Source organism: Nocardia sp. NPDC055050 (assembly GCF_053608345.1).
This window is the reverse complement of the sequence record NZ_JBSGVG010000040.1, coordinates 44215-64085: the sequence shown is the minus strand read 5'-3', so window position 1 is coordinate 64085 and position 19871 is coordinate 44215. Positions and strand designations below refer to the sequence as shown.

Here is a 19871-nt window from a genome sequence, read left to right as displayed (position 1 = left end):
CGCCCCGTTTTTCGGGTGGCCCCTCAGGGGCCGCGCTCGAGCGCGCCAGCGCTCCTACAACACAGCCGCCAGGCGAGTGCCCTGGTTGATCGCGCGCTTGGCATCCAGTTCGGCGGCCAGGTCGGCGCCGCCGATGAGGTGCAGGTCGACACCCGCGGCGCGCAGCGGCTCTTCGAGTTCGCGCACGGATTCCTGTCCGGCGCAGACGATCACGTTGTCGACCTCGATCACGCGCGGGTTCTCGTGCTTCTCGCCGAAGCTGATGTGCAGGCCCGCGTCGTCGATGCGGTCGTAGTTCACGCCGCCGACCTGCTCGACACCCTTGGCCTTGAGGGCCGCGCGGTGCACCCACCCGGAGGTCTTGCCGAGGTCCTTGCCGAACGGGGTCGACTTGCGCTGCAACAGCACCACGTCGCGCGCCGCGGGGGAGGGCTTGGGCTCCTTGAGCTGGCCGGGCGCCTGCTCGTTCTCGGAATCGACGCCCCACTCCTCTTTCCACTCGTCGAGCTTGAGCGTGGGATGTCCTTCGACGGTGAGGTATTCGCTCACGTCGTAGCCGATGCCGCCCGCGCCGATCACGGCGACCTTCTTGCCGACCGGCTTCTCCTCCTTCACCAGTTCGGCGTAGGAGAGCACCATCGGGTGATCGATCCCGGGGATGTTGGGGATGCGCGGACGCACACCGGTCGCCAGGATCACCGAGTCGTACTTGCCCGCGATCAATTCCTCAGCGGTGACCCGCTTTTGGAGATGCAGGGTGACGCCGGTGACGTCGATCTTGCGGCGGAAGTAGCGGATCGACTCGTCGAACTCCTCCTTGCCGGGGATGCGGCGGGCGATGTCGAACTGGCCACCGATCTTGTCGTCGGATTCGAACAGGTCGACGCGGTGGCCGCGCTCGGCCAGACTCACCGCGGCCGACAGCCCGGCCGGGCCCGCGCCGACGACGGCGATTCGCTTGGCGCGTCGAGTCGGCAGCAAGTTCAACGTGGTCTCGCTGCCCGCACGCGGGTTGACCAGGCACGAGACCTTCTTGTTGCCGAAGGCGTGGTCGAGGCAGGCCTGGTTGCAGGCGATGCAGGTGTTGATCTCGTCGGCCCGATCCTGCTCGGCCTTGTTGGCCCATTCGGCGTCGGCCAGCAGCGGGCGGGCCATGGAGATCAGCGCCGCGTCACCGCGGGTCAGGATCTCCTCGGCGACCTCGGGCATGTTGATCCGGTTCGAGGCACAGACCGGGATGTTCACCTTGCGCGCGATCTTGGCGGTGAATTCCACGAACGCCGCGCGCGGCACCGAGGTGACGATGGTGGGCACCCGCGCCTCGTGCCAGCCGATGTCGGTGTTGAGGATGTCGACGCCGACAGCCTCCAATTCCTGTGCCAGGGCGACGATTTCGTCGAAGGTCTGGCCCTTCTCCACGAGCTCGGCCATCGACAACCGGAACACGATGATGAAATCGGGGCCCACCTCGGCGCGGATGCGGCGGGCGATCTCGACGGGCAGCCGACGCCGGTTCTCCGGGGTGCCTCCCCACTTGTCGGTGCGCTTGTTCACCCGCGGTGCGAGGAACTGGTTGAGGAAATAGCCCTCACCGCCCATGATTTCGCAGCCGTCGTACCCGGCGAACTTGGCCAGGCCCGCGCAGCGCGCGTAATCGTCGATGGTGCGCTCCACGCCCTTCGACGACAGCGCCCGAGGCTTGAACGGGTTGATCGCGGACTTGATCGCCGACGCCGAAACGCTGGTCGGCATGTAGGAATAGCGCCCCGCGTGCAGGATCTGGATGGCGATCTTGCCGCCCTCGGCGTGCACCGCCTTGGTGATCGTGCGATGCCGGTACGCCTCGGTCTTGTTGGTGAGCTTGCCGCCGAGCGGTAGCAACCAGCCGGTGCGGTTGGGGGCGTAGCCGCCGGTGATGATCAGGCCGACACCGCCGCGGGCACGCTCGGCGAAGTAGGCGGCCAGTTTGTTGGTGTCCCAGGCACGGTCCTCGAGACCGGTATGCATGGAGCCCATGACCACGCGGTTGCGCAGCGTGGTGTGGCCGAGGTCGAGTGGCTCGAACAGATGGGGGTAGGCAGTCATGGGCGGTCGTCACCTTTTCGCGGTCGCAGGGCCTGCAGTACTTCGTCGCACCATTCGAGGTAGCCGGTCTCCGCGCGGATGCCCGCGCGAAGCACCAGATACTGGTGCAGAGCGGTGCCGGAGAGCTGGTCCGGCACCGGGAAGAATTTCTTTTCGCTGAGGCGGTACTCGTCGAGGCGCTGGGCGTGCTGGCCGCGATGGCGCTCCACCTCGGCGCAGACGGCATCGATGTCGCCGTACGCGGCGGCGCGGATCTTCACGCCCAGTTCGTCGCGGGCGGGGGTGGCATCGGTGGGCTCGGCGAGCCAGCGGGCGATCTCGGCCTGACCGGCCGGAGCCACCGAGTACACCTTCTTGTCAGGTTTGCCCTGCTGGTTCACCGATTCGACGGTGACCCAGCCGGAGGACTCCATCCGCTTGAGCACCCGGTAGATCTGCTGGTGGGTAGCACTCCAGAAGTAGCCGATCGACTTGTCGAATCGGCGAGCGAGCTCATACCCCGACCCGGCCCGCTCGGTGAGCGAGACCAGTAGCGCGTGCTCCAGTGCCATGGCACGAGAGTATCCGGAACGCTGGGTACTATGCAACCAGGTTCATATGAACTGACGGCGCGGATGTAATAGACGGCGTGGGTGCCGGTTCGCCGTTACTCTTCGGCTTATGACCGAGGTGAACGCGGCCGAAACCGTCGGCGAGGCGGCCGGACGCGGGCAGGTGCTGGCGTGGGGACTCTGGGACTGGGGATCGTCGGCGTTCCAGGCCGTGACGCTGACCTTCGTCTTCGCGGTGTATCTCACCGACAAGGTGGGCGAGGATCTACCGGGGACGACCCCGGCCAGTGCGTGGCTGGGCTGGGCGCTGGCGGGGGCGGGACTGATCGTCGCGCTGACTGCGCCGGTCTGCGGGCAGTACTTCGACGCGGTCGGTTCCCGTAAACGGGCCTTGGCGACCTTGACGGCGCTGACGGTCGGCGCGATGTCGCTGATGTTCTTCGTGCGCGACGACTATCACGATCTCTGGCTCGGCCTGGCACTGCTCGCGTTCGCCTCGGCCACCTTCGAACTCGCCGGTGTCCCCTACAACGCGATGATGCGGCAGGTGTCGACACCTGCCACGGTGGGGCGGGTCTCCGGATTCGGCTGGGCGATGGGCTATTTCGGTGGCATCGTGCTGCTGCTGATCTGCTACGCGGGGTTCCTGGCCGGGGACGGCGACACCCGCGGACTGCTCGCGATGCCCACCGATCAGGGCCTCAATGTCCGGCTCGTCATCGTGCTCGCGGCGGTGTGGTTCACGGTGTTCGCGCTGCCGGTGCTGTTCGCGGTGCCCGAGATGCCGCGCACCGGCGCCGACCCCGGCGCCGCGAAGGTCGGCTTCCTCGGTTCCTACCGGGTGCTCGCCCGGGACGTGCGGGAGCTGTGGGGTCAGGATCGGCACACGGTGTACTTCCTGCTGGCCAGCGCGGTGTTCCGGGACGGCCTGGCAGGCGTGTTCACCTTCGGCGGGGTGCTCGCGGTGACGGTGTACGGGTTCGCCGACGCCGATGTGCTGCTGTTCGGGATCGCCGCGAACGTCGTCGCGGGGGCGGCCGCGGTCGTGGCCGGGCGGTTCGACGACCGGATCGGGCCCAAGCGGGTGATCGTGGCGTCACTGGTCGGGATGCTCGGGTGCGGCATCGCGCTGCTGATGGTGTCGGGCTCGACGATGTTCTGGATCTTCGGGCTCGCGCTCACGGTGTTCGTCGGTCCCGCGCAGGCCTCGGCCCGTTCGTTCCTGGCGCGACTGGCACCGCCGGGACGGGAAGGTCAGCTGTTCGGTCTGTACACCACGACCGGCCGGGCGGTGTCGTTCCTGGCGCCCGCCCTGTTCGGGGTGTTCGTCTCGACCTTCCACAGCGACCGCGCCGGCATCGCCGGACTTCTGGTCGTGCTGGCGGCGGGTCTGCTGGTGCTGCTCCCGGTGCGTGCGCCCTCGCGCGCGGTATCCGCCGATATGTGACACCTCACCGATGGGCGCCCGTCGAATTGTGTGTACGCCCGTACTCTGAGTTCAGTCCGCGTTTTTGGGTACCCAGCCCGCGATGCCCAACGCGATCAGGCGCATCTGCATCACGGTGCGCTCCACGATCGCCGATTCCTCACGGGGGGTGGACGCGACGAACGCAGCGATACCGTCGGTCACGGTGGTGACCAGTAGATCCGCGGCGATCTCCAGCTCGGTGGTGCTCCACGAATCCAGTGCACGCAGGCGCGACAGATCGGCGACGATCTCGCGCACGATGAGCTGCATCTCCATCGCGATCGCCTGACGCAGCGGAGCAGGCCCGCCGTGACGCTCGCGAATGAGGAAACCGAACAGGGCGCGTTTGGCGCGAACCTGTTCGAAGACGAAGCGGACCGTATCGGCCAGATGCGCGTCCGGTTTCCGCCTGACCTCGCGCAATGCCAGCCGCAGCGCGGTGACGCCCTCGTCGACGATGGTCGCGCCGAGGTCGTCGAGCGAGGCGAAGTGGCGGTAGAAGGCGGTGGGCACGATGCCGGCCGAACGGGCGATCTCACGCAGGCTCAATGCCGCGAATCCGCGCTCCGAGGCCAAGGCCAGGGTGCCGTCGAGCAGGGCTGCCCGGGTATGCGCTTTGCGCTCGTTGCGGGTTCCTGCCTGCTCAGTCACATCGGTGAGCATACATCCGTTCACCATAGCGGCCTTCGTCATGATGTTGTCCGCCTCACATTATTGCCGGTTGACAGTGGCCCGGGGTCATCGGGCACACTGGTGAGTGTACAGACGTGCACTGAAATTTGAAGCGCACGTCGCAGGACTTCTCCGTACTTCGCAATAAGGGGCAACACGACATGGTGGGACTGATCGATCTGGTGCAGACGTTGACGACGCCGCACCCGCTGGACCGGTACCTGGAGCTCGTCCGCCCCGGGCTCACCGCTCGGGAGCTGCGCGCCGAGGTCACTCATGTCTCCCACGCGGTGCCGGGCTCGGTGACGCTCACCCTGCGCGCCTCGCGGCAGTGGCGCGGCCACGCCGCCGGTCAGTACGTGCAGATCGGCGTCTCGATCAACGGCGTGCGCCACACCCGCTGCTACTCGCCGATCGACCCGGAGAGTCGTGGCGAGCGCTACCTGCAGCTCACCGTCAAGGCGCACCCGGGCGGGCTCGTCTCGAACTACCTGCACGCCAACGCGAAACCGGGCATGGTCGTCGACCTGGCGCCCGCCTCCGGTGTGTTCCACCTGCCCGAGCGTCGGCCCGACAAGGTACTGCTGGTCAGCGGTGGCAGCGGGATCACGCCGGTACTGTCGATGTTGCGGACCCTCGACGCCGAGGGATACACCGGGCAGGTCACCTTCCTGCACTACGCCCGTCAGCCCGAGATGGTGCCGCATCGGGCCGAGCTGTCCTCGATCGCGCAGCGTCGCGCCAACTTCCGCATCGAATACCGCTACCCGGTCGAGCCGGGCACGGTGATCGACGGTGAAACCTCCACCGGCAGTGGATTCTTCGACTACGACGAGCTCGAGCGGGTGGCACCCTGGTTCGCCGACGCGCAGACCTTCGTGTGCGGGCCGCCGCCGCTGATGCGCGCGGTGCACACGATCTTCGAGGCCGAGGGTCTGCAAGACCGGGTGCTCAGTGAGGAATTCACGCTCACCACGGTCCCGTCGGATCCGTCGGAGGCCACCGGCACCGTCACCTTCTCCGGTAGCGACGTCGCCGCCGACAACACCGGAGCAACGCTGCTCGAGCAGGCCGAAGCGTCCGGCCTGACCCCGGAATACGGCTGCCGCATGGGGATCTGCTTCTCCTGCACCGCGACCAAGGTCTCCGGCTGCACCCGCAACATCCGCACCGGCGAACTCGACGCCGAGCCCGACAAGCAGATCCAGGTCTGCATCAACACAGCTGTCGGCGACGTCGACATCGCACTGTAGAACGACACCGAAATACCAGCAAGGGGAGATACAGCCATGACGATCCTCACCGAAGGCAAAGACGGTCCGGTCATCCTGAGCCCGGAGCAGGTCGAAGAACTCGGCGCCGCGCTCGACGCGATCCGCGCCCGCGTCGTCGACGATCTCGGCGAACGCGACCGCGACTACATCTACAACATCATCAAGACCCAGCGCGGCTTCGAGATCGCCGGCCGCGGCCTGATGTACCTGGGCTTCCTGCCGCCGTTCTGGCTGGCCGGCGTCGCCGCCCTCGGTGTGTCGAAGATCCTCGACAACATGGAGATCGGCCACAACGTCATGCACGGCCAGTACGACTGGATGCGTGAGCGCGGCATCAACTCCCGCGAATTCGACTGGGACACGGTCTGCCCGGCCGACCAGTGGAAGCACTCGCACAACTACATGCACCACACCTACACCAACATCGTCGACATGGACCGCGACATCGGTTACGGCATCCTGCGGATCGACGAGGCGCAGAAGTGGAACCCCTACTACCTGGGCAACCCGCTCTACGCCTTCCTGCTGATGACGTTCTTCGAGTGGGGCGTGATGCTGCACGACCTCGAAGCCGACAACATCATCAAGGGCAAGCGCAAGTGGTCCGACCTCAAGCCGCTGCTCAAGGGGCAGGGCAAGAAGGCGGGCAAGCAGGTCCTCAAGGACTACGTGATGTTCCCGGCGCTCACCGGCCCGCTGTTCCTGCACACGCTGGCAGGCAACGCGGCCGCGAACCTGGTGCGCAATGTGTGGACCTACTCGATCATCTTCTGTGGTCACTTCCCCTCGGGCGTGCAGACGTTCTCCAAGGAGGAGACCGAGGTCGAGACCCGCGGTGAGTGGTACGTGCGCCAGATGCTCGGCTCGGCCAACATCAACGGCTCGCGGCTGTTCCACATCATGTCGGGCAACCTCTCGCACCAGATCGAGCACCACCTGTTCCCCGATATCCCGGCGAACCGGTACCCGGAGATCGCGCCCGAGGTGAAGGCGCTGGCCGAGAAGTACGGCCTGCCCTACAACACCGGTCGTTTCTCCAAGCAGATCGGTTCGGTCTGGGGCAAGATCTTCCAGCTCGCGCTGCCCGATCGTTTCGTGAAGAGGGCGCCCAAGCCCGGTGTTATCGTTATGCGTAATCGGAAGGCAACCGAAGTGGGCGTGTAAATGGTCGGCAAATTCGAAAGCAATAAGGATCTGGTCCAGGAACTGACGTCCTCCGGTGCCCAGCGGGTCGGCAAGATCGCGACTCTGATCACCGGAACGGTCGCCGAGGTCGCTCGGGAGATCGGTGAGTTCGTCACCGACGCGATCGAGATGCGAGAAGCCGCGGCCGCCGCTCGTCGCGACGCGGCGCAGGACCGGGCCGAGGCGGAATTCGCGAAGGCGCGCGATGTCGAGCCCGACCCGGTCGACCTCGACCCCGCGGCCGACGGCGATCTCGATTCGGCGCCCGTGTTCGCCGAGCCGGGCGACAAGGCCTGACCATTCACCACACCGGCAACCGCCTGCGGTGTTCGGTGACATCGGTGATCAGATCCCGGTAGCCGTCGGTCAATTCGGCAAGACGACACCACTGCAGATGGGTGCGAGCCTCCCGCTGCCGTGGTGTCGTTGTCGTTGGGGCCGGTCCCGCGATGGCCTGCTGGGCGGCGATCCATTTCGCCGCCATCCGGTCGATCACCGCGCCGAGGGTCTCGGTGTGCAGTGAGGCGCCGTCGCGGTGTTCCACATGGGCGGCGACCCAGCCGTCGATGCGGGCGATCAGCGCGCCGCGATCGTTGTCGATGTCGTCGACCAGGCGCGCGCACGCCGCCCCGGTGCTGCTCGAGGCGGCGGGGTCGCGTGCCTGCTCCAGCACTCGGCGCCGGCGATCGTGGCAGCTCGCGAGCCCGCGGGCGGCGTCGAGAACCCGGTGCGGTGCCGGGTCGGGGTGGTCGGTTTCCAGAAAGGCCCGCAACAGCGCTGAAGGAGTCGGCAGCTGTGCGGCATCCAAACGGTGGCCGTGATCGATCGGCATGGGCACGCCCCCTGATAACACTGTTGTGCATGGATACGCCAGAGCCGAGGAGGATGGGTGTGGGGGTGCACTCCCCGGCACCGGCGTAGCCCCGCCCGGACGTCGACAAGAGTCCGCGACGCTGCGGGTGGAGAAGACGGCCCGGGGGAAATCGGGACCCTTTCAGGAAAGCGCGATTCGGCGCCGACGCGCAATAGCGTGGTGGACAAACCCGGTGGTCGGCGGAAATTGTTATCCACCATTACGGCCGGGTCTCCCCACGAGCACTCCCGGGTAACCGCGGTGGCACATTTCCGGCAATCATTTCGGCGCCGAATGCACTAACCTCGATAATTGTGCCCGCTTACGTCTCATCGCCCGAGCTGACCTTCGGGTTCCTGTTCGCCCTGGAGGACCCGGAGCGCATCGCCGATGTCGTGCGCGGCCTCATGGAACGCCGTGCGGTGTCGGTGTTCCGGCTCGCGCGCCTGTCCGACGACGACGGCCCCCCCGAGCGCTACGTCGTGAACTGGGCTGCCATCCCGCAGATTTCGATCACCACCGGAGCTCCCGACGACGAGGAACTGCGCGCGCAGCGGATCATGCTGGTCAACGCCTTCCTGGGGGAGGGCGGCGAGGTGAGCATGTACTCGGGAAACCCGGACGGACCGAGCTGAATTCAGCGGGTCGACTCGTAGATCCGGCGGACCACGTCCTCGATATCGGGTTCCTCGATCGACAGATCGCGCACCTGCGCCCGGTCCGACACCGCCGCCAGTAAAGCCGCGGCAGTGGTCTTCTCGGCGTCGAACGCCAGGCGCTGGCGCATGCCGCCCGCCTCGCTGGACAGCAACTGTGCCCCACACGGCAGATCATCGAGATCCGGTGCGGGAGCGGCCAGGTCGACCACCAGCACCCGGCGCGCGCCGACGGTGGCGCCGAGCCCGGCCAGTGAACCGTCGTACACCAGCCTGCCGTAATCGACGACGAGCACCCGATCACAGAGTCGTTCGATATCGCCCATATCGTGGGTGGTGAGCAGCAGCGTGGTGCCGCGCTCGATCCGTTCGGCGCGCAGGAACTCCCGTAATCGTTGTTTGGACAGCACATCCAGGCCGATCGTCGGCTCGTCCAGGATCACCAGCTCGGGCGAATGCAACAGTGCGGCCGCAACTTCCGCGCGCATGCGCTGACCGAGCGAGAGCTGGCGGACAGGGGTGTCGAGGGTGTCGGCCATTTCCAGCTGTTCCACCAGTTCGTGGGTCCGCTTGTCGGCGATATCGGGATCGAGGCGATGGATCGCGGCCAGGATCGCGAACGATTCGTGCAGCGGCAGGTCCCACCACAGCTGCGAACGCTGCCCGAACACGACGCCGATGCGCGAGGCGAGCTCCTTACGCTGACGCACCGGCTCGAGGCCGCAGGTACGCACGGTTCCGGTGGTCGGCACCAGGATGCCGGTGAGCATCTTGATGGTCGTCGATTTGCCCGCGCCGTTGGCGCCGATGTAGCCGACCGCCGAGCCGCGTTCGATCCGGAAACTCATCCGGTCGACGGCGGTGATGGTGTCGCGATGTCGGCGCCAGCGGCTGCCGTTCTTGCGATAGACGGTGAATTGCCGGGTGAGGTCATCGATGTCGATGATCGGATCCTGGTGCTCGTGCTCGTCCATCGTTATCCCCCTCCTCCCTGATAGTGCCTCGTACCGATCCGCCATGCCGCCGATGCGAGCAGCCACACCCACGCCGCGGCGAGTGGCGTCAGCCACGCCGACCACGCGGGCAACAGTGGTGGGCCCGGCAAACCGAGCAGGGCGATCGTCGGCACGTATGCCGTGAACGCGACGGGAATCGCGAACCCGAACAACAGTTTCAGCGGTGTCGGGAACACCGAGGCCGGCTGCATCGCGGCGAACGAACCGCCGTAGGTGAAGCTGTTGGTGAGCTCGGCACCGTCGATCAAGAAGAACTGTAGTCCGGCCGCGCATACGAAAAGGCCACAGAACAGCGCGATTCCACTGATCAGGGTGATCACGATCAAGGTAACCGGGGCGATGCCCCAGTCGATATCGTTGCGCCACAGCCCGATCCCGAGCACGATCACCGCGACCGCGGCTCGCGCGAGTCTGCGTAACGAGATGTCACTGGTCACCAGCTGCAACAGCAACGGTTGTGGGCGAAGGTGATACGCGTCGAGGGTGCCCATCCTGATCATCGAGGGCAGGGAATCCAGATGCCCGACCGCGACCTGGGCCAGCGCGAAGGAGGTGTTGGACAGCCCGAACAGCAGCAGCGCGGCATCCACATCGAGGCCGCCGAGGGTCTTCACGTTGTGGAAGATGACCCACACCTCGGCGAACTCCACCAGCCCGATCAGGAAGGCACTGAACACCTCGGTGGCGAACGAAAGGCGGTACACCTGCTGTGCTTTCACACGCGAACGCAATACTGCGAGATAGGGAGTGAACCAGGTCCCGGCAACAACGCGCGCGGAATCCGGTTCAGCCACCCTGTACCTCCAGCCTGCGTTGTCCCGCCCGCAGCAACACCCTGCCGAGCAGTCCGATCACCAACACCCAGAAGCCTTGTATCGCAACGATGATCAAGGCGTCCGACCCGGCGGCGCGCCCTGACAGCGTATCGATCGGGGCCTGCAGGATGGAGGGAAACGGCGTAGACATGGCGACGACACGCAACCAGTCGGGAAACATGTGCACCGGGACGAAAAGCCCGGCCAGGAACGTTCCGACGATCTGATACAGCACCCGGATGCCGCGGATCTCGACCACCCAGAACCCGATCAGCGCCACCGCGAACAGGCACAGAAACGACAGGGCCACCGCGAGCAGCACACTGATCAGACCGAGCAGATAGGCCACCGGCGTACTCGGCATCGACAAACCGAAGGTGGCGGCGCCGATGACGATGCTCGGTACCCCGCGCGGCAGGATCGTGCAGGCGGCGCGGCCCATGTCGGTGGCCAGGTAGCCGAGTTGCACGTCGATCGGACGCAGGAAATCGATCGCGACGTCACCGGTCTTGATCCGGTCGACCAGGTCGATCTGCGGTCCCATGAACTGAGTGGCGCCCAGTAACGCCTGCGACAACCACACATAGGCCCCGATGGTGCCCTCGTCGTACCCGCCGAAATCACCGGCGGCACGCACCGCCGCGACCATCACCGCCGCACGAACGAACCCGAACACACAGTTGGTGAACAGCCCGGCGAACATCGCCAGCTTGTATTGGGCCTGCCGCTTGAATCCCGCCCGCGCCAGCGTCCAATACACCCGGAAAGCCCCGGGCTTGCGACGTCGCCGCACCGCGAAGGCAAGCCCACCATCCCCCGCCACATTGCCCCGCACAATCAGTCAACTCTAGGCCGATCGCCACGAATCAGGACGAGAACGGCACGGATCGCCGACGCCCGCCGCGCACCGGGCTATCGGCACATGCTCAGTCCTTGGGGAAGCCCGTCGCGAACAAGATCGCGATGGCGACCGAGCTGACCACGGAGATGGCAAGGATGATCCACATGGGGCGAAAGATTACCCGGCCGGGGGCACCACCCCGGCATCGCACCGCCGTGACCGGCATCAGTGCAGGTCACGGCGGTGTCTGGGAGGTCGGCGGCAGCCCGCTATTTGTCGACCACGGTGATCGCGGCCTCGTTCGCGTCGACCTCCGGGTCGGAGGGATTCGCGTCGGCCTTCACCGTGATGCGCGACTTGTCGATGCCGTCGCTCTCGAGGGCGGCCGCGATGTTGTCACCGCGCGCCTCGGCCAGGGATTTCGCCGAGGCGGTATTCGAATCCTCGGCGTAGGTCGTGATCTGGATCTCGGTGTCGTTGCCCCGCAACGGGACGGCTACCGCTTTGAGAGTCGCGACGGCAGCCGTGCTGAGATCGGAACTACCCGCGTCGAAGGTGATCGGTGCGGCGGCCAAGACCGTGTTGATCGCGTCCTGCACCGCTTGCTCCGCGGTGTCGCGCACCGTGCTCATCATCGAGGATGCCGTCGCGGCGACGCTGCTGCGCATGGCGTCGGTCTGGGTGGTCTGGGTGGTCGTGGTGGCTGCCGGTGCGGAGGAGTCGTCATCGGAGCTACACGCCGCGGTCATCAGCAGGACCACCGCGATCGAGGCGATCCCACAGACGCTGTTTCTGAGTTTCAACGGATTCTCCTTGTGTGTGAATGCCGGACAGTGGGTCGTGCGGAAGAGCTGCGGTTCGGCCGGTTCGCTGGATCGCAGAACAGTGCCGCGATGGCGAGAGTCACACAGCGGCGGCGTGTGCGGCTCACCCGAAAAGGGTGAGTCGGCCGAACATGGCGAACTCGGCACGGTTGCTGTCGGCCGCGATCTGCTCCAAGGACACGGAGTGGTTTCCAAAGCCAGACGAATGCGTCGCCATTGCGCACGCTGTTCCGTGGGGATCGGGCCGGAGGTAGATTCGGTATGCGGCAGAGGCTTATGAAGTACGTCCGAACCACAATTCGAGGTGCAATACCTATGACACCGGATGAACTCATGGAAGAAGCATGCAGGCTGGCGAAAGAGTCTGTCGACAACGATTGGGGTGGACCGTTCGGCGCGGTGATCGCGAAGGACGGAGTGATCGTCGCGCGCGGGCAGAATCGGGTGCTGCTCACCGGTGATGCCACCGCACACGCCGAAATAGAAACCATCCGCAAGGCCACCCAGGTCCTCAACGGCGAGGCCCCGAGTATTTCCAAAGAGCATCAGAACGAGTCGACGCTCGAATTGGTCCCGCGACCTGAAGGATCTCCCGACAAGGTCCCGGAACGCGCGAAGATGTTGATGGGGATGGAGATATTCATCAGCGGCGCACCGTGTCCCATGTGTATGAGCGCAATCTATTGGGCACGTCTGGACGCCGTGCATTTCGCGAGCGACCTGGCCGACACCAGCGAAATCGGCTTCGACGACGCGTATCAATACGAGGACTTCACCAGGCCACTGCCCGAGCGGTCCGTGAAAATCGAACAGTTCCGCAGGGATCTGGGCGCCGAAGCGTACAAGACCTGGGCCGAAAAGGCCGATAAGCACCCGTACTGACATGACGGCCTCGAAGGCGCCGTCGCCGAGGCCCGCCGCGGCGACGGTGGTCATCACTCAGCAGCCCCGAGTCGGCCGCGAGAGCGAGTTCCGGCGGTGGCAGGCGGAGGTGAACGACGCTGCGGCGACCTTCCCCGGATTCCTCGGCGCCGACGTGACGCCACCGGGCGACGCTCAGTCCGACTGGTCGGTCGTGTATCGGTTCGACGACATCGTCAACCTCAAGCGCTGGCTCGCCAGCGATACGCGCGACGAACTTCTCGCCCGCGGAACCGGGCTGTTCGAACGGCCGTCGACGCAGCATGTGCTGGTCGACGAGCCGGCCGAAGAGGTAGCGACCGTCGTCGTCTCCCATCCCGTGGCAGCCGACCGCGAAACGGAATTCATCGCGTGGCAGGACCGGATGACCGAGGTCGAACGGACATTTCGAGGTTTTCGCGGATCCGGGCTGCACCGGCCGATCCCCGGTGTTCAGAGTGACTGGACGATCATCTATTCCTTCGCTTCGGCCGAACATCTCGACCATTGGCTCGAATCGCCCCAGCGCAAGGCCCTGCTCGAAGAGGCGCCGGACTTCAGGGACTTCGAGGTTCACCGAATCGCCAACCCCTACGGGTCGTGGTTTCCGCCGAGCCGGACCGGCGAGGACGGCGGTCCGGCATCGTGGAAGACGGCCCTGTCGGTCCTGGTAGGGCTGTATCCGACGGTCGTGATCCTCACCGTGATCATCGCCGAGATCTGGCCCGGCGCGCAGCTGTGGATCAGCCTGCTGGTCGGGAACATCCTGTCGGTCAGCCTGCTGACCTGGGTGGTGATGCCGGTCGTCACCCGCGCGCTGGGATTCTGGATGCGATCGGACCCCCGCCCCGATCCCCGCACCGACCTGGTCGGACTCGCCTGCTCGGTGGGTTTCCTGACGCTCGCCGCGATCTTCTTCTATCTGGTGACAAGGGTGTTCTGGACGCTCCCGTGACGTCGATTTCGTCAATAGGCCCGGTGAAGTCCAACTGTTCCCGGTTCGTCTCGGCTGGCAGGCGAGTTCGGCCTCCTGGGCCGCCATGACGAGCGTGGCCCCGCGCCGACAGGCTCGATCAGCCGATCGGTGGTGCGAGATATTCCAGCGCGTAACCATCGCCGGAGGGGGTTACGCGGGCGATGCCGGGTGAGTCGAGGTGGGCGCCTGCCACGAAGTGGTCCGGTTGAGTCAGCTGTTCGAGCAGGGCCGCTCGCGCGGCGCGGGCCTGGGACTGGTTGCCGTCGAACTCCCAGGTCACGTTCGGCTGATCGAATTGGAGCGTGGGGACGTGGACGGTGTCACCCCAGACGAGAAGGTGGCCGGTGGCGATGCTGACGTCGTAGACGGTGTGACCGGGTGTGTGGCCCGGTGTCGGAATCGCGGTGACCCAGTCGTTGATCGTGACTTTCTCGGACACGGGTACGACCCGGTCGCGGATCGGCTCGAGCCGCCCCGTGAACACCGAGGTGTCGCCCGCGCCGATCCACACCCGCTCGAGTTCGGGGAACGCCTCCGAACCGTCCGGCGTGATCAGGCCGCTCACGTGGTCTTCGTGGTTGTGGGTGATGGCGACATCGGTGACCTGCGCCCGGTCGATTCCCGCTTCGTCGAGTGCGTCGTAGATCAATCCCATGGTGGGGTCGTGCCAGACGTCGGACGCGCCGGTGTCGATGAGAACCGACCGCGTGCCGTCGGTGACGAAGAAGGCGTTGACCGACAGCCGCAAGTTGTCGCCGGCCAGCGGCACGGCGGTCGGCAGCGCGGGGAGCGGGCGCCCGTCCTCGTCGCGGAGCCGTGTCGGTGGCATGTCGATGTACCCGTCTCGCAACGAGATCACCTGCAGACCGCCGAATTCGAACGTGGCATGGTGCCGGCCACTCGAGATCAAACGCATGGAGCCTCCATCGTGTTGGGCGCGTATCGCGCCTCTCCGATGGAAGACTAAATCTTCTTTAGAAGAAAGTCTACACTGCAGCGAGGTATCCATCGATCGAGGAGCACGGTGGTCGAGCAAGACGCAAACGTGGCCGAATCACAGCACCGTGATGACCTGGCAGGCGCGTTCGGCCGTAACGTACGGCGACGCCGCGAGGAAGCTGGCCTGACGCTGGAACAGTTGTCCACACAGTCGTCGGTCAGCCGGGCGATGCTGTCCAAGGTCGAACGCGGTGAGAAGAGCCCGACGATCGGTGTCGCGTCCAGGATCGCCCACGCGCTCGACGCGTCGCTCTCGGACCTGGTCGGTGGAGCAGCTGCTGCCGCGTCCGGTGTGGCCGTTGTCCTGCGCAAGAACGATCGCCCCGTTTTCCGTGACCCGGAAACCGGCTTCGAACGGCACATCGTGTCGGCGGCCCCGGGGGCGGGAGGCGGCGAGATGGTTGTCCATTACCTGCCCGCACAGGTCTCTACCGGGTTGCTGCCCGCGTATCCGGCGGGTACGGAGAAGCAACTCGTGGTACTCGAAGGCACCCTCACCGTCGCGATCGGCGGGATCATCGAAATCCTGAATGCAGGCGACTCCCTGTTCTTCCAGGCCGACGCGGACCACGGCTTCGCCAACCGAACGGACGCGCCCTGCGAATACATCATGGTCATCTCGCGCAGAACCTGAACGGCCGCAGCTCGCGGGCCCGGACAAGGCCGGCGACCGATGGCCATGGTCGGCGTTTGCCGGCCGTGGCCATCCTCATAGATCAGTCCAGGACGGCAGTGGCTTCGATCTCCACGAGGAGGTCGGGCCTCCACAGGGTCTGTACGCCGATGACGGTGACAGGAGGCAGCGGCGCACTGAAGCCGTCGGATTCCTGGGCGCGTGAGGTGCCTTCCCACAGTTCGTCGGCCATGTCGGTGGTCCAGCCGGCGACGTAGAAGGTCAATCGGGCGATGTCGGTGACATCGCCCCCCGCGCCCCTCACCGCTGTCGCGACGTTGCGAAGGGCGTCATGGACCTGCGATGCGAGGTCGGTCGCGGTCGTTTCACCGAGAGGCGTCACGGCCAGCTGTCCAGCCAGGAGCAGCAGCCGGGACCCGGTGGTCGTGGCGACGGGCGCATAGTCCTTCTGTTGGAGCAGGCCGTCGGGGTGGCTGAGGTGCGCGGTCATCGCGGATCTCCTTCGTCTTCGGTCGCGAGCGCACTCGATGCCACGTCCACGGCGATCGAGTCCTGCCAGCGAGCCAACACCGTGTGGTCACCACACAGTCAAGATGTCCACGTCCGCGCACCCGTGCAGGCTCGACCGGGGTGGCAGCCGGCCTACTCTCGTGCGTCATGAACCACGCGGGGTGTTGTGTACCCTGCGGTGCAGGACATACTTGCGGATCGGACGCCTATGAAGCTGACGACGCTGCTGGGCCGTCGCGCGGAACGCGAGGCGGTCGAAAGGCTGCTCGAGGCCGCGCGCGTGGGTAACAGCGGGACGATCTTCCTGCGCGGGCAACCCGGGATCGGCAAGACGGCGCTCTTGGACTATGCCCGAGAAGCCGGCAGCCCGGTCTTCCGCGTGGTGGGCTGCGTCGGTGTGGAGTCCGAGGCGCTCTTCGCTTTTGCCGCCCTGCACCAACTGTGCGCGCCGCTGCTCGACAAAGCGAAACGGCTTCCCGAGTCTCAGCGCGTCGCTATCGATGTGGCTTTCGGCAGTCGCCGTGGGCCTGCGCCCGATATGTTCCTGGTCGGCCTGGCGACATTGAACCTCCTGACCGACGCTGCTGAAGCTGCGCCCCTGCTGTGCCTCATCGACGATGCGCAGTGGCTCGACCCGGCGTCTGCGCAGGTCCTCGCGTTCGTGAGTCGGCGGATCGCACACGAGCGGGTGGCGATGATGTTCGCCTCACGCGAGCTCGAGACCGACGGCCCCCACCCTGTGACCGCCGATGCGGTGGAGTTGCGCCTGGAGGGCCTGCGGGATGCCGACTCGCGCTCGCTGCTCATGCGGGGGGCACACGCTCCCGTGGACGAGAAAGTGCGCGATCGGATCCTCGCAGAAGCGAGAGGTAACCCGTTGGCGCTCCTGGAGTTTCCGCGCCGCGCTCGTCTGACTGAACTCGCGGGAGGTTTCGAATCGCCCGGCGTGCTCAACGTTCCTCGTCGGATCGAGGAGGGATTCCGGCGTCGCTCGGCAGGGCTGTCCGAAGACGCCCAGCTCTTGCTTCTGCTCGCCGCAGCGGACGCGACCGGGGATGCGGTGCTGCTGTGGCGAGCAGCCGAAGAGTTGGGGATAACGCCGGCGGCCGTCGAACCTGCCCAGGAGACCGGGCTGATAGAAGTCGATACCAGAGTGCGGTTTCGTCACCCCTTGGTGCGCTCGGCTGTGTACCGGTCCGCTACGCCGGAGACTCGTCGCCGCGCTCATCGCGCACTCGCCGCAGCGACTGATCCCCGCACCGATCCTGATCGCCGAGCCTGGCACCACGCATCCGGGGTCGTGGGGGCCAGTGAGGACGCAGCGGCCGAACTCGAGCGATCCGCCGAACGGACACGCGCCCGCGGTGGTATCGCGGCGGCGGCGGCATTCCTTCAGCGCGCCACGGAACTCACCCCTGAACCCGCGGTACGTGCACGGCGAGCGCTGGCGGCTGCGCACGCCAAACACGACGCGGGAGCATCGGCGGCCGCCGAGGAACTGCTCACGGTCGCCGAACTGGGCCCGCTCGATGAGCTCCAGCGCGCCCGGGTCGATCTACTTCGAGCGCGAATCACCTTTCATCTGACCCAGAGCAACGACGTTCCTGCGATGTTGCTCGAAGCCGCCAGGAACCTGGCGGTTCTCGACCCGGCACTGGCGCGCGAAACCTACCTGCACGCCATCGACGCAGCCCTGGTCGTCGACGCCTCCAGCGTGGCCGAGGTTGCCGGCGTGGCGCGATCGGCGCCGCCACCTCCGGGTGAACCGAGCCCGCCGGATCTGCTTCTCGACGCGTTGGTGGCGACATTCGCGATCGGGTACGCAGCGGGCGCCCCTCCTGTTCGACGCGCGATGGAAGCGTTCCGCGACCATGGCTTCGATGGGGAGGCGACGGGCGAGATGGGCAGCCGACGGTGGTTATGGCTGGCGACCCGAACCGCGGCGGCTTTCTTCGACGATGACATCGGCATCACGCTCGCCGACAGGAACGTACGGCTCGCACGCGAGGCGGGCGCGCTGACGACGCTTCCACTGTCCCTCGTCGCGTTGTCCTCGGCATTGGTTCTGACAGGCGACCTCTCCCGCGCCGCGGAAGTCGCGGCTGAGGAAGCCGCGATCACCACGGCGACAGATGCCGTACCGCTGCTGTACGGACAGCTCTACGTCGCCGCGTGGGGCGGGCATGAACTCGACACGCGAAGGTTGTTCAAGGCCAGTGTCGCGAACGCAGGTGAAAGGCTCTCCGAAGCGGCGACCGCACACTACGCGCTCGCGGTGCTTTTCAACGGTCTTGGCCAGTATGGGGCTGCGCGCGACGCTGCTGCGTGGTCGAACGAGATGGGCGAGCTCGTGAACAGCAGTCTCACCCTTCCCGAGCTGGTCGAGGCGTCGGTTCGGGCGAACGACCCGGATGGGGCAAGCGCTGCGGCGGACGAGCTCTCCACGCGAGCTGCCGCCAGCGGCACAGCCTGGGCGCTCGGGCTCGCCGCCCGTTCGCGTGCCCTCGTCACCACTGATCCCACCGCTGAGACCTATTACCAGGAGGCGATCCGCCACCTTCAGAACAGCAGAATGAAGGGTCATCTCGCGCGGACCCACCTCGTCTACGGCGAGTGGTTGCGACGAGAAGGACGTCGACAGTCGGCTCGTGAACAGCTTCGCACCGCACACGAGATGCTCACAGACATGCGCGCCGACGCGTTCGCCGCGCGCGCTGCACGGGAATTACGCGCCACGGGACAGCATCCGCGCAATCGCTCAACCGAACCCGGCACCGAACTCACCGCTCACGAGCAGCTGGTGGCTCGCCTCGTCGCGACGGGGTCAACTTCCAGGGAGGTGGCTACCCAGCTGTTCCTGAGTCCCCGCACTATCGATGCGCACCTGCGCAACATCTACCGCAAACTCGGCATCAGCTCCCGCAAACAGCTCCGCGACCTGCTAAACCCCTGAGGGAGCCTGCGGATCGGCCCGCTCCCGGACGGCTTGTTCGGAAGGCGGATAGGCGCCGCGCAGACGGAGCATGGTCGCCGTCACCACGGCACGGATGTCCGTTTCGCGCAACGGGGCGGAGAACAGCGCCGAACTGAACGAGAAGCCCTCGATCAGGGCGAACAGCAGCAGCGCCTCGCGGTGCAGCGCTTCCTCATCGATCGCACGGTCGGCCAGCGCATCACGCATCAGCGAGCGGATCACCTCCGCGCCCGCGAGAGAGGTCGCAGCGACGTCGGCCGCGAGCTCCGGGTCCGTGCGCGCCATGACGCGGTATTCGACCATGGCGATGTTCTCCTTGCGCTCCTGCTCGCTGGTGGGTGCGGCGAAGGCGATGACGTCCACGATCCGTGTTGCCGGGTCGTCGGACATCGTCGCGGCGCGATCCACGGCGCGCTGCATGAGGACACCCAAGGTGAAGCGCATGACCTCGCGGACGGTGTCGCCGAAGTAGTACCGGATGCTCCCGATGGCCAAGCCGGTGCGTGCGGCGATCCGGGCGAGGGTCACCGAGCGGAGCCCGTGCTCGGCGATCTCGTCGATCACGGCGTCGGCGATCTGCTCCCGGCGGACATCCGGGTCAACTCTCTTGGGCACGAACCTGACTGTAGCGCTTTTAG

General features: G+C 66.3%; 20 protein-coding genes. 9 read left to right on the top strand and 11 right to left on the bottom strand.

Annotated elements, in window-relative coordinates; genetic code table 11:
• Nucleotides 1-54: 54 nt before the first annotated feature.
• A complete protein-coding gene (locus ACWGCN_RS29740; RefSeq protein ID WP_378995503.1) occupies nt 55-2085 on the bottom strand; it encodes an FAD-dependent oxidoreductase in 2031 nt (676 codons plus the stop codon).
• Complete coding sequence (locus ACWGCN_RS29735) at nt 2082-2636, bottom strand: PadR family transcriptional regulator (RefSeq protein WP_379312838.1); 555 nt, start codon at nt 2634-2636, stop codon at nt 2082-2084. The genes ACWGCN_RS29740 and ACWGCN_RS29735 overlap by 4 nt, the downstream gene beginning before the upstream one ends.
• A gap of 109 nt (nt 2637-2745) precedes the next feature.
• On the opposite strand from ACWGCN_RS29735, the gene ACWGCN_RS29730 reads away from it, so the two are divergent.
• Nucleotides 2746-4083 (top strand): MFS transporter, encoded by a 1338-nt coding sequence (locus ACWGCN_RS29730; protein WP_452458985.1) that lies wholly within the window; start codon nt 2746-2748, stop codon nt 4081-4083.
• A 51-nt stretch (nt 4084-4134) separates the two neighbouring features.
• Here ACWGCN_RS29730 and ACWGCN_RS29725 read toward each other — a convergent pair whose 3' ends face one another.
• Nucleotides 4135-4782: a TetR family transcriptional regulator gene (locus tag ACWGCN_RS29725; protein ID WP_378630033.1), complete on the bottom strand. Its 648-nt coding sequence runs from the start codon at nt 4780-4782 to the stop codon at nt 4135-4137.
• A 155-nt stretch (nt 4783-4937) separates the two neighbouring features.
• On the opposite strand from ACWGCN_RS29725, the gene ACWGCN_RS29720 reads away from it, so the two are divergent.
• The 3 genes from ACWGCN_RS29720 to ACWGCN_RS29710 are packed head-to-tail and all read left to right on the top strand — an operon-like array spanning nt 4938 to nt 7532.
• Nucleotides 4938-6029 carry a ferredoxin reductase gene (locus tag ACWGCN_RS29720; RefSeq protein WP_378995509.1) on the top strand — a complete coding sequence of 364 codons (1092 nt, stop codon included), beginning with the start codon at nt 4938-4940 and terminating at the stop codon, nt 6027-6029.
• Nucleotides 6030-6065: 36 nt separating this feature from the next.
• Nucleotides 6066-7214: a fatty acid desaturase family protein gene (locus ACWGCN_RS29715; RefSeq protein ID WP_379312841.1), complete on the top strand. Its 1149-nt coding sequence runs from the start codon at nt 6066-6068 to the stop codon at nt 7212-7214.
• Nucleotides 7215-7532, top strand: coding sequence for a hypothetical protein (locus ACWGCN_RS29710; RefSeq protein WP_452458984.1), 318 nt, complete (start codon nt 7215-7217; stop codon nt 7530-7532).
• Between the two features lie 4 nt (nt 7533-7536).
• Here the strand turns inward: ACWGCN_RS29710 and ACWGCN_RS29705 are convergent, their stop codons facing one another.
• Entirely contained in the window at nt 7537-8067 is a 531-nt protein-coding gene (locus ACWGCN_RS29705; RefSeq protein WP_378995515.1) for a DUF4254 domain-containing protein, read from the bottom strand.
• A 335-nt stretch (nt 8068-8402) separates the two neighbouring features.
• On the opposite strand from ACWGCN_RS29705, the gene ACWGCN_RS29700 reads away from it, so the two are divergent.
• Nucleotides 8403-8723 (top strand): hypothetical protein, encoded by a 321-nt coding sequence (locus tag ACWGCN_RS29700; protein ID WP_378629895.1) that lies wholly within the window; start codon nt 8403-8405, stop codon nt 8721-8723.
• A 2-nt stretch (nt 8724-8725) separates the two neighbouring features.
• On the opposite strand, the gene ACWGCN_RS29695 is transcribed toward ACWGCN_RS29700, so the two are convergent.
• The 4 genes from ACWGCN_RS29695 to ACWGCN_RS29680 all read right to left on the bottom strand — a co-directional run bounded on the left by ACWGCN_RS29695 (nt 8726) and on the right by ACWGCN_RS29680 (nt 12219).
• The gene (locus tag ACWGCN_RS29695) at nt 8726-9718 is read right to left on the bottom strand and encodes an ABC transporter ATP-binding protein (protein ID WP_378995517.1); all 993 of its coding nucleotides are present in this window, start codon (nt 9716-9718) and stop codon (nt 8726-8728) included.
• A 2-nt stretch (nt 9719-9720) separates the two neighbouring features.
• Nucleotides 9721-10554 (bottom strand): ABC transporter permease, encoded by an 834-nt coding sequence (locus ACWGCN_RS29690; RefSeq protein ID WP_266298325.1) that lies wholly within the window; start codon nt 10552-10554, stop codon nt 9721-9723.
• Nucleotides 10547-11410: an ABC transporter permease gene (locus tag ACWGCN_RS29685; protein ID WP_378995519.1), complete on the bottom strand. Its 864-nt coding sequence runs from the start codon at nt 11408-11410 to the stop codon at nt 10547-10549. Before ACWGCN_RS29685 ends, ACWGCN_RS29690 begins: the two co-directional genes overlap by 8 nt.
• Before the next feature lie 275 nt (nt 11411-11685).
• A complete protein-coding gene (locus ACWGCN_RS29680) occupies nt 11686-12219 on the bottom strand; it encodes an OmpA family protein (RefSeq protein WP_378995521.1) in 534 nt (177 codons plus the stop codon).
• Nucleotides 12220-12516: 297 nt separating this feature from the next.
• Between ACWGCN_RS29680 and ACWGCN_RS29675 the strand changes: the two genes are divergently transcribed.
• Entirely contained in the window at nt 12517-13122 is a 606-nt protein-coding gene (locus tag ACWGCN_RS29675; RefSeq protein ID WP_452458983.1) for a nucleoside deaminase, read from the top strand.
• Nucleotide 13123: 1 nt separating this feature from the next.
• Nucleotides 13124-14095, top strand: a complete 972-nt coding sequence (locus tag ACWGCN_RS29670) for an antibiotic biosynthesis monooxygenase (RefSeq protein ID WP_387445211.1) — start codon at nt 13124-13126, stop codon at nt 14093-14095.
• Between the two features lie 118 nt (nt 14096-14213).
• On the opposite strand, the gene ACWGCN_RS29665 is transcribed toward ACWGCN_RS29670, so the two are convergent.
• Nucleotides 14214-15032, bottom strand: coding sequence for an MBL fold metallo-hydrolase (locus ACWGCN_RS29665; protein ID WP_452458982.1), 819 nt, complete (start codon nt 15030-15032; stop codon nt 14214-14216).
• Nucleotides 15033-15140: 108 nt separating this feature from the next.
• Between ACWGCN_RS29665 and ACWGCN_RS29660 the strand changes: the two genes are divergently transcribed.
• Entirely contained in the window at nt 15141-15749 is a 609-nt protein-coding gene (locus ACWGCN_RS29660) for a helix-turn-helix domain-containing protein (RefSeq protein WP_452458981.1), read from the top strand.
• Between the two features lie 82 nt (nt 15750-15831).
• On the opposite strand, the gene ACWGCN_RS29655 is transcribed toward ACWGCN_RS29660, so the two are convergent.
• Complete coding sequence (locus tag ACWGCN_RS29655) at nt 15832-16239, bottom strand: RidA family protein (protein ID WP_378995532.1); 408 nt, start codon at nt 16237-16239, stop codon at nt 15832-15834.
• Nucleotides 16240-16467: 228 nt separating this feature from the next.
• Between ACWGCN_RS29655 and ACWGCN_RS29650 the strand changes: the two genes are divergently transcribed.
• Nucleotides 16468-19212 (top strand): AAA family ATPase, encoded by a 2745-nt coding sequence (locus tag ACWGCN_RS29650; protein WP_452458980.1) that lies wholly within the window; start codon nt 16468-16470, stop codon nt 19210-19212.
• Here ACWGCN_RS29650 and ACWGCN_RS29645 read toward each other — a convergent pair.
• Nucleotides 19201-19848, bottom strand: coding sequence for a TetR/AcrR family transcriptional regulator (locus ACWGCN_RS29645; RefSeq protein ID WP_378995536.1), 648 nt, complete (start codon nt 19846-19848; stop codon nt 19201-19203). The two genes, ACWGCN_RS29650 and ACWGCN_RS29645, sit on opposite strands and share 12 nt — an antisense overlap.
• Between the last annotated feature and the right edge of the window lie 23 nt (nt 19849-19871).

What these genes read in the sequence shown, in the direction of transcription:
- ACWGCN_RS29740 (WP_378995503.1), bottom strand. Translation starts at nt 2,085, where the DNA reads ATGACTGCCTACCCCCATCTGTTCGAGCCACTCGACCTCGGCCACACC.
- ACWGCN_RS29735 (WP_379312838.1), bottom strand. Translation starts at nt 2,636, where the DNA reads ATGGCACTGGAGCACGCGCTACTGGTCTCGCTCACCGAGCGGGCCGGG.
- ACWGCN_RS29730 (WP_452458985.1), top strand. Translation starts at nt 2,746, where the DNA reads ATGACCGAGGTGAACGCGGCCGAAACCGTCGGCGAGGCGGCCGGACGC.
- ACWGCN_RS29725 (WP_378630033.1), bottom strand. Translation starts at nt 4,782, where the DNA reads ATGGTGAACGGATGTATGCTCACCGATGTGACTGAGCAGGCAGGAACC.
- ACWGCN_RS29720 (WP_378995509.1), top strand. Translation starts at nt 4,938, where the DNA reads ATGGTGGGACTGATCGATCTGGTGCAGACGTTGACGACGCCGCACCCG.
- ACWGCN_RS29715 (WP_379312841.1), top strand. Translation starts at nt 6,066, where the DNA reads ATGACGATCCTCACCGAAGGCAAAGACGGTCCGGTCATCCTGAGCCCG.
- ACWGCN_RS29710 (WP_452458984.1), top strand. Translation starts at nt 7,215, where the DNA reads ATGGTCGGCAAATTCGAAAGCAATAAGGATCTGGTCCAGGAACTGACG.
- ACWGCN_RS29705 (WP_378995515.1), bottom strand. Translation starts at nt 8,067, where the DNA reads ATGCCGATCGATCACGGCCACCGTTTGGATGCCGCACAGCTGCCGACT.
- ACWGCN_RS29695 (WP_378995517.1), bottom strand. Translation starts at nt 9,718, where the DNA reads ATGGACGAGCACGAGCACCAGGATCCGATCATCGACATCGATGACCTC.
- ACWGCN_RS29675 (WP_452458983.1), top strand. Translation starts at nt 12,517, where the DNA reads ATGAAGTACGTCCGAACCACAATTCGAGGTGCAATACCTATGACACCG.
- ACWGCN_RS29670 (WP_387445211.1), top strand. Translation starts at nt 13,124, where the DNA reads ATGACGGCCTCGAAGGCGCCGTCGCCGAGGCCCGCCGCGGCGACGGTG.
- ACWGCN_RS29665 (WP_452458982.1), bottom strand. Translation starts at nt 15,032, where the DNA reads ATGCGTTTGATCTCGAGTGGCCGGCACCATGCCACGTTCGAATTCGGC.
- ACWGCN_RS29655 (WP_378995532.1), bottom strand. Translation starts at nt 16,239, where the DNA reads ATGACCGCGCACCTCAGCCACCCCGACGGCCTGCTCCAACAGAAGGAC.
- ACWGCN_RS29650 (WP_452458980.1), top strand. Translation starts at nt 16,468, where the DNA reads ATGAAGCTGACGACGCTGCTGGGCCGTCGCGCGGAACGCGAGGCGGTC.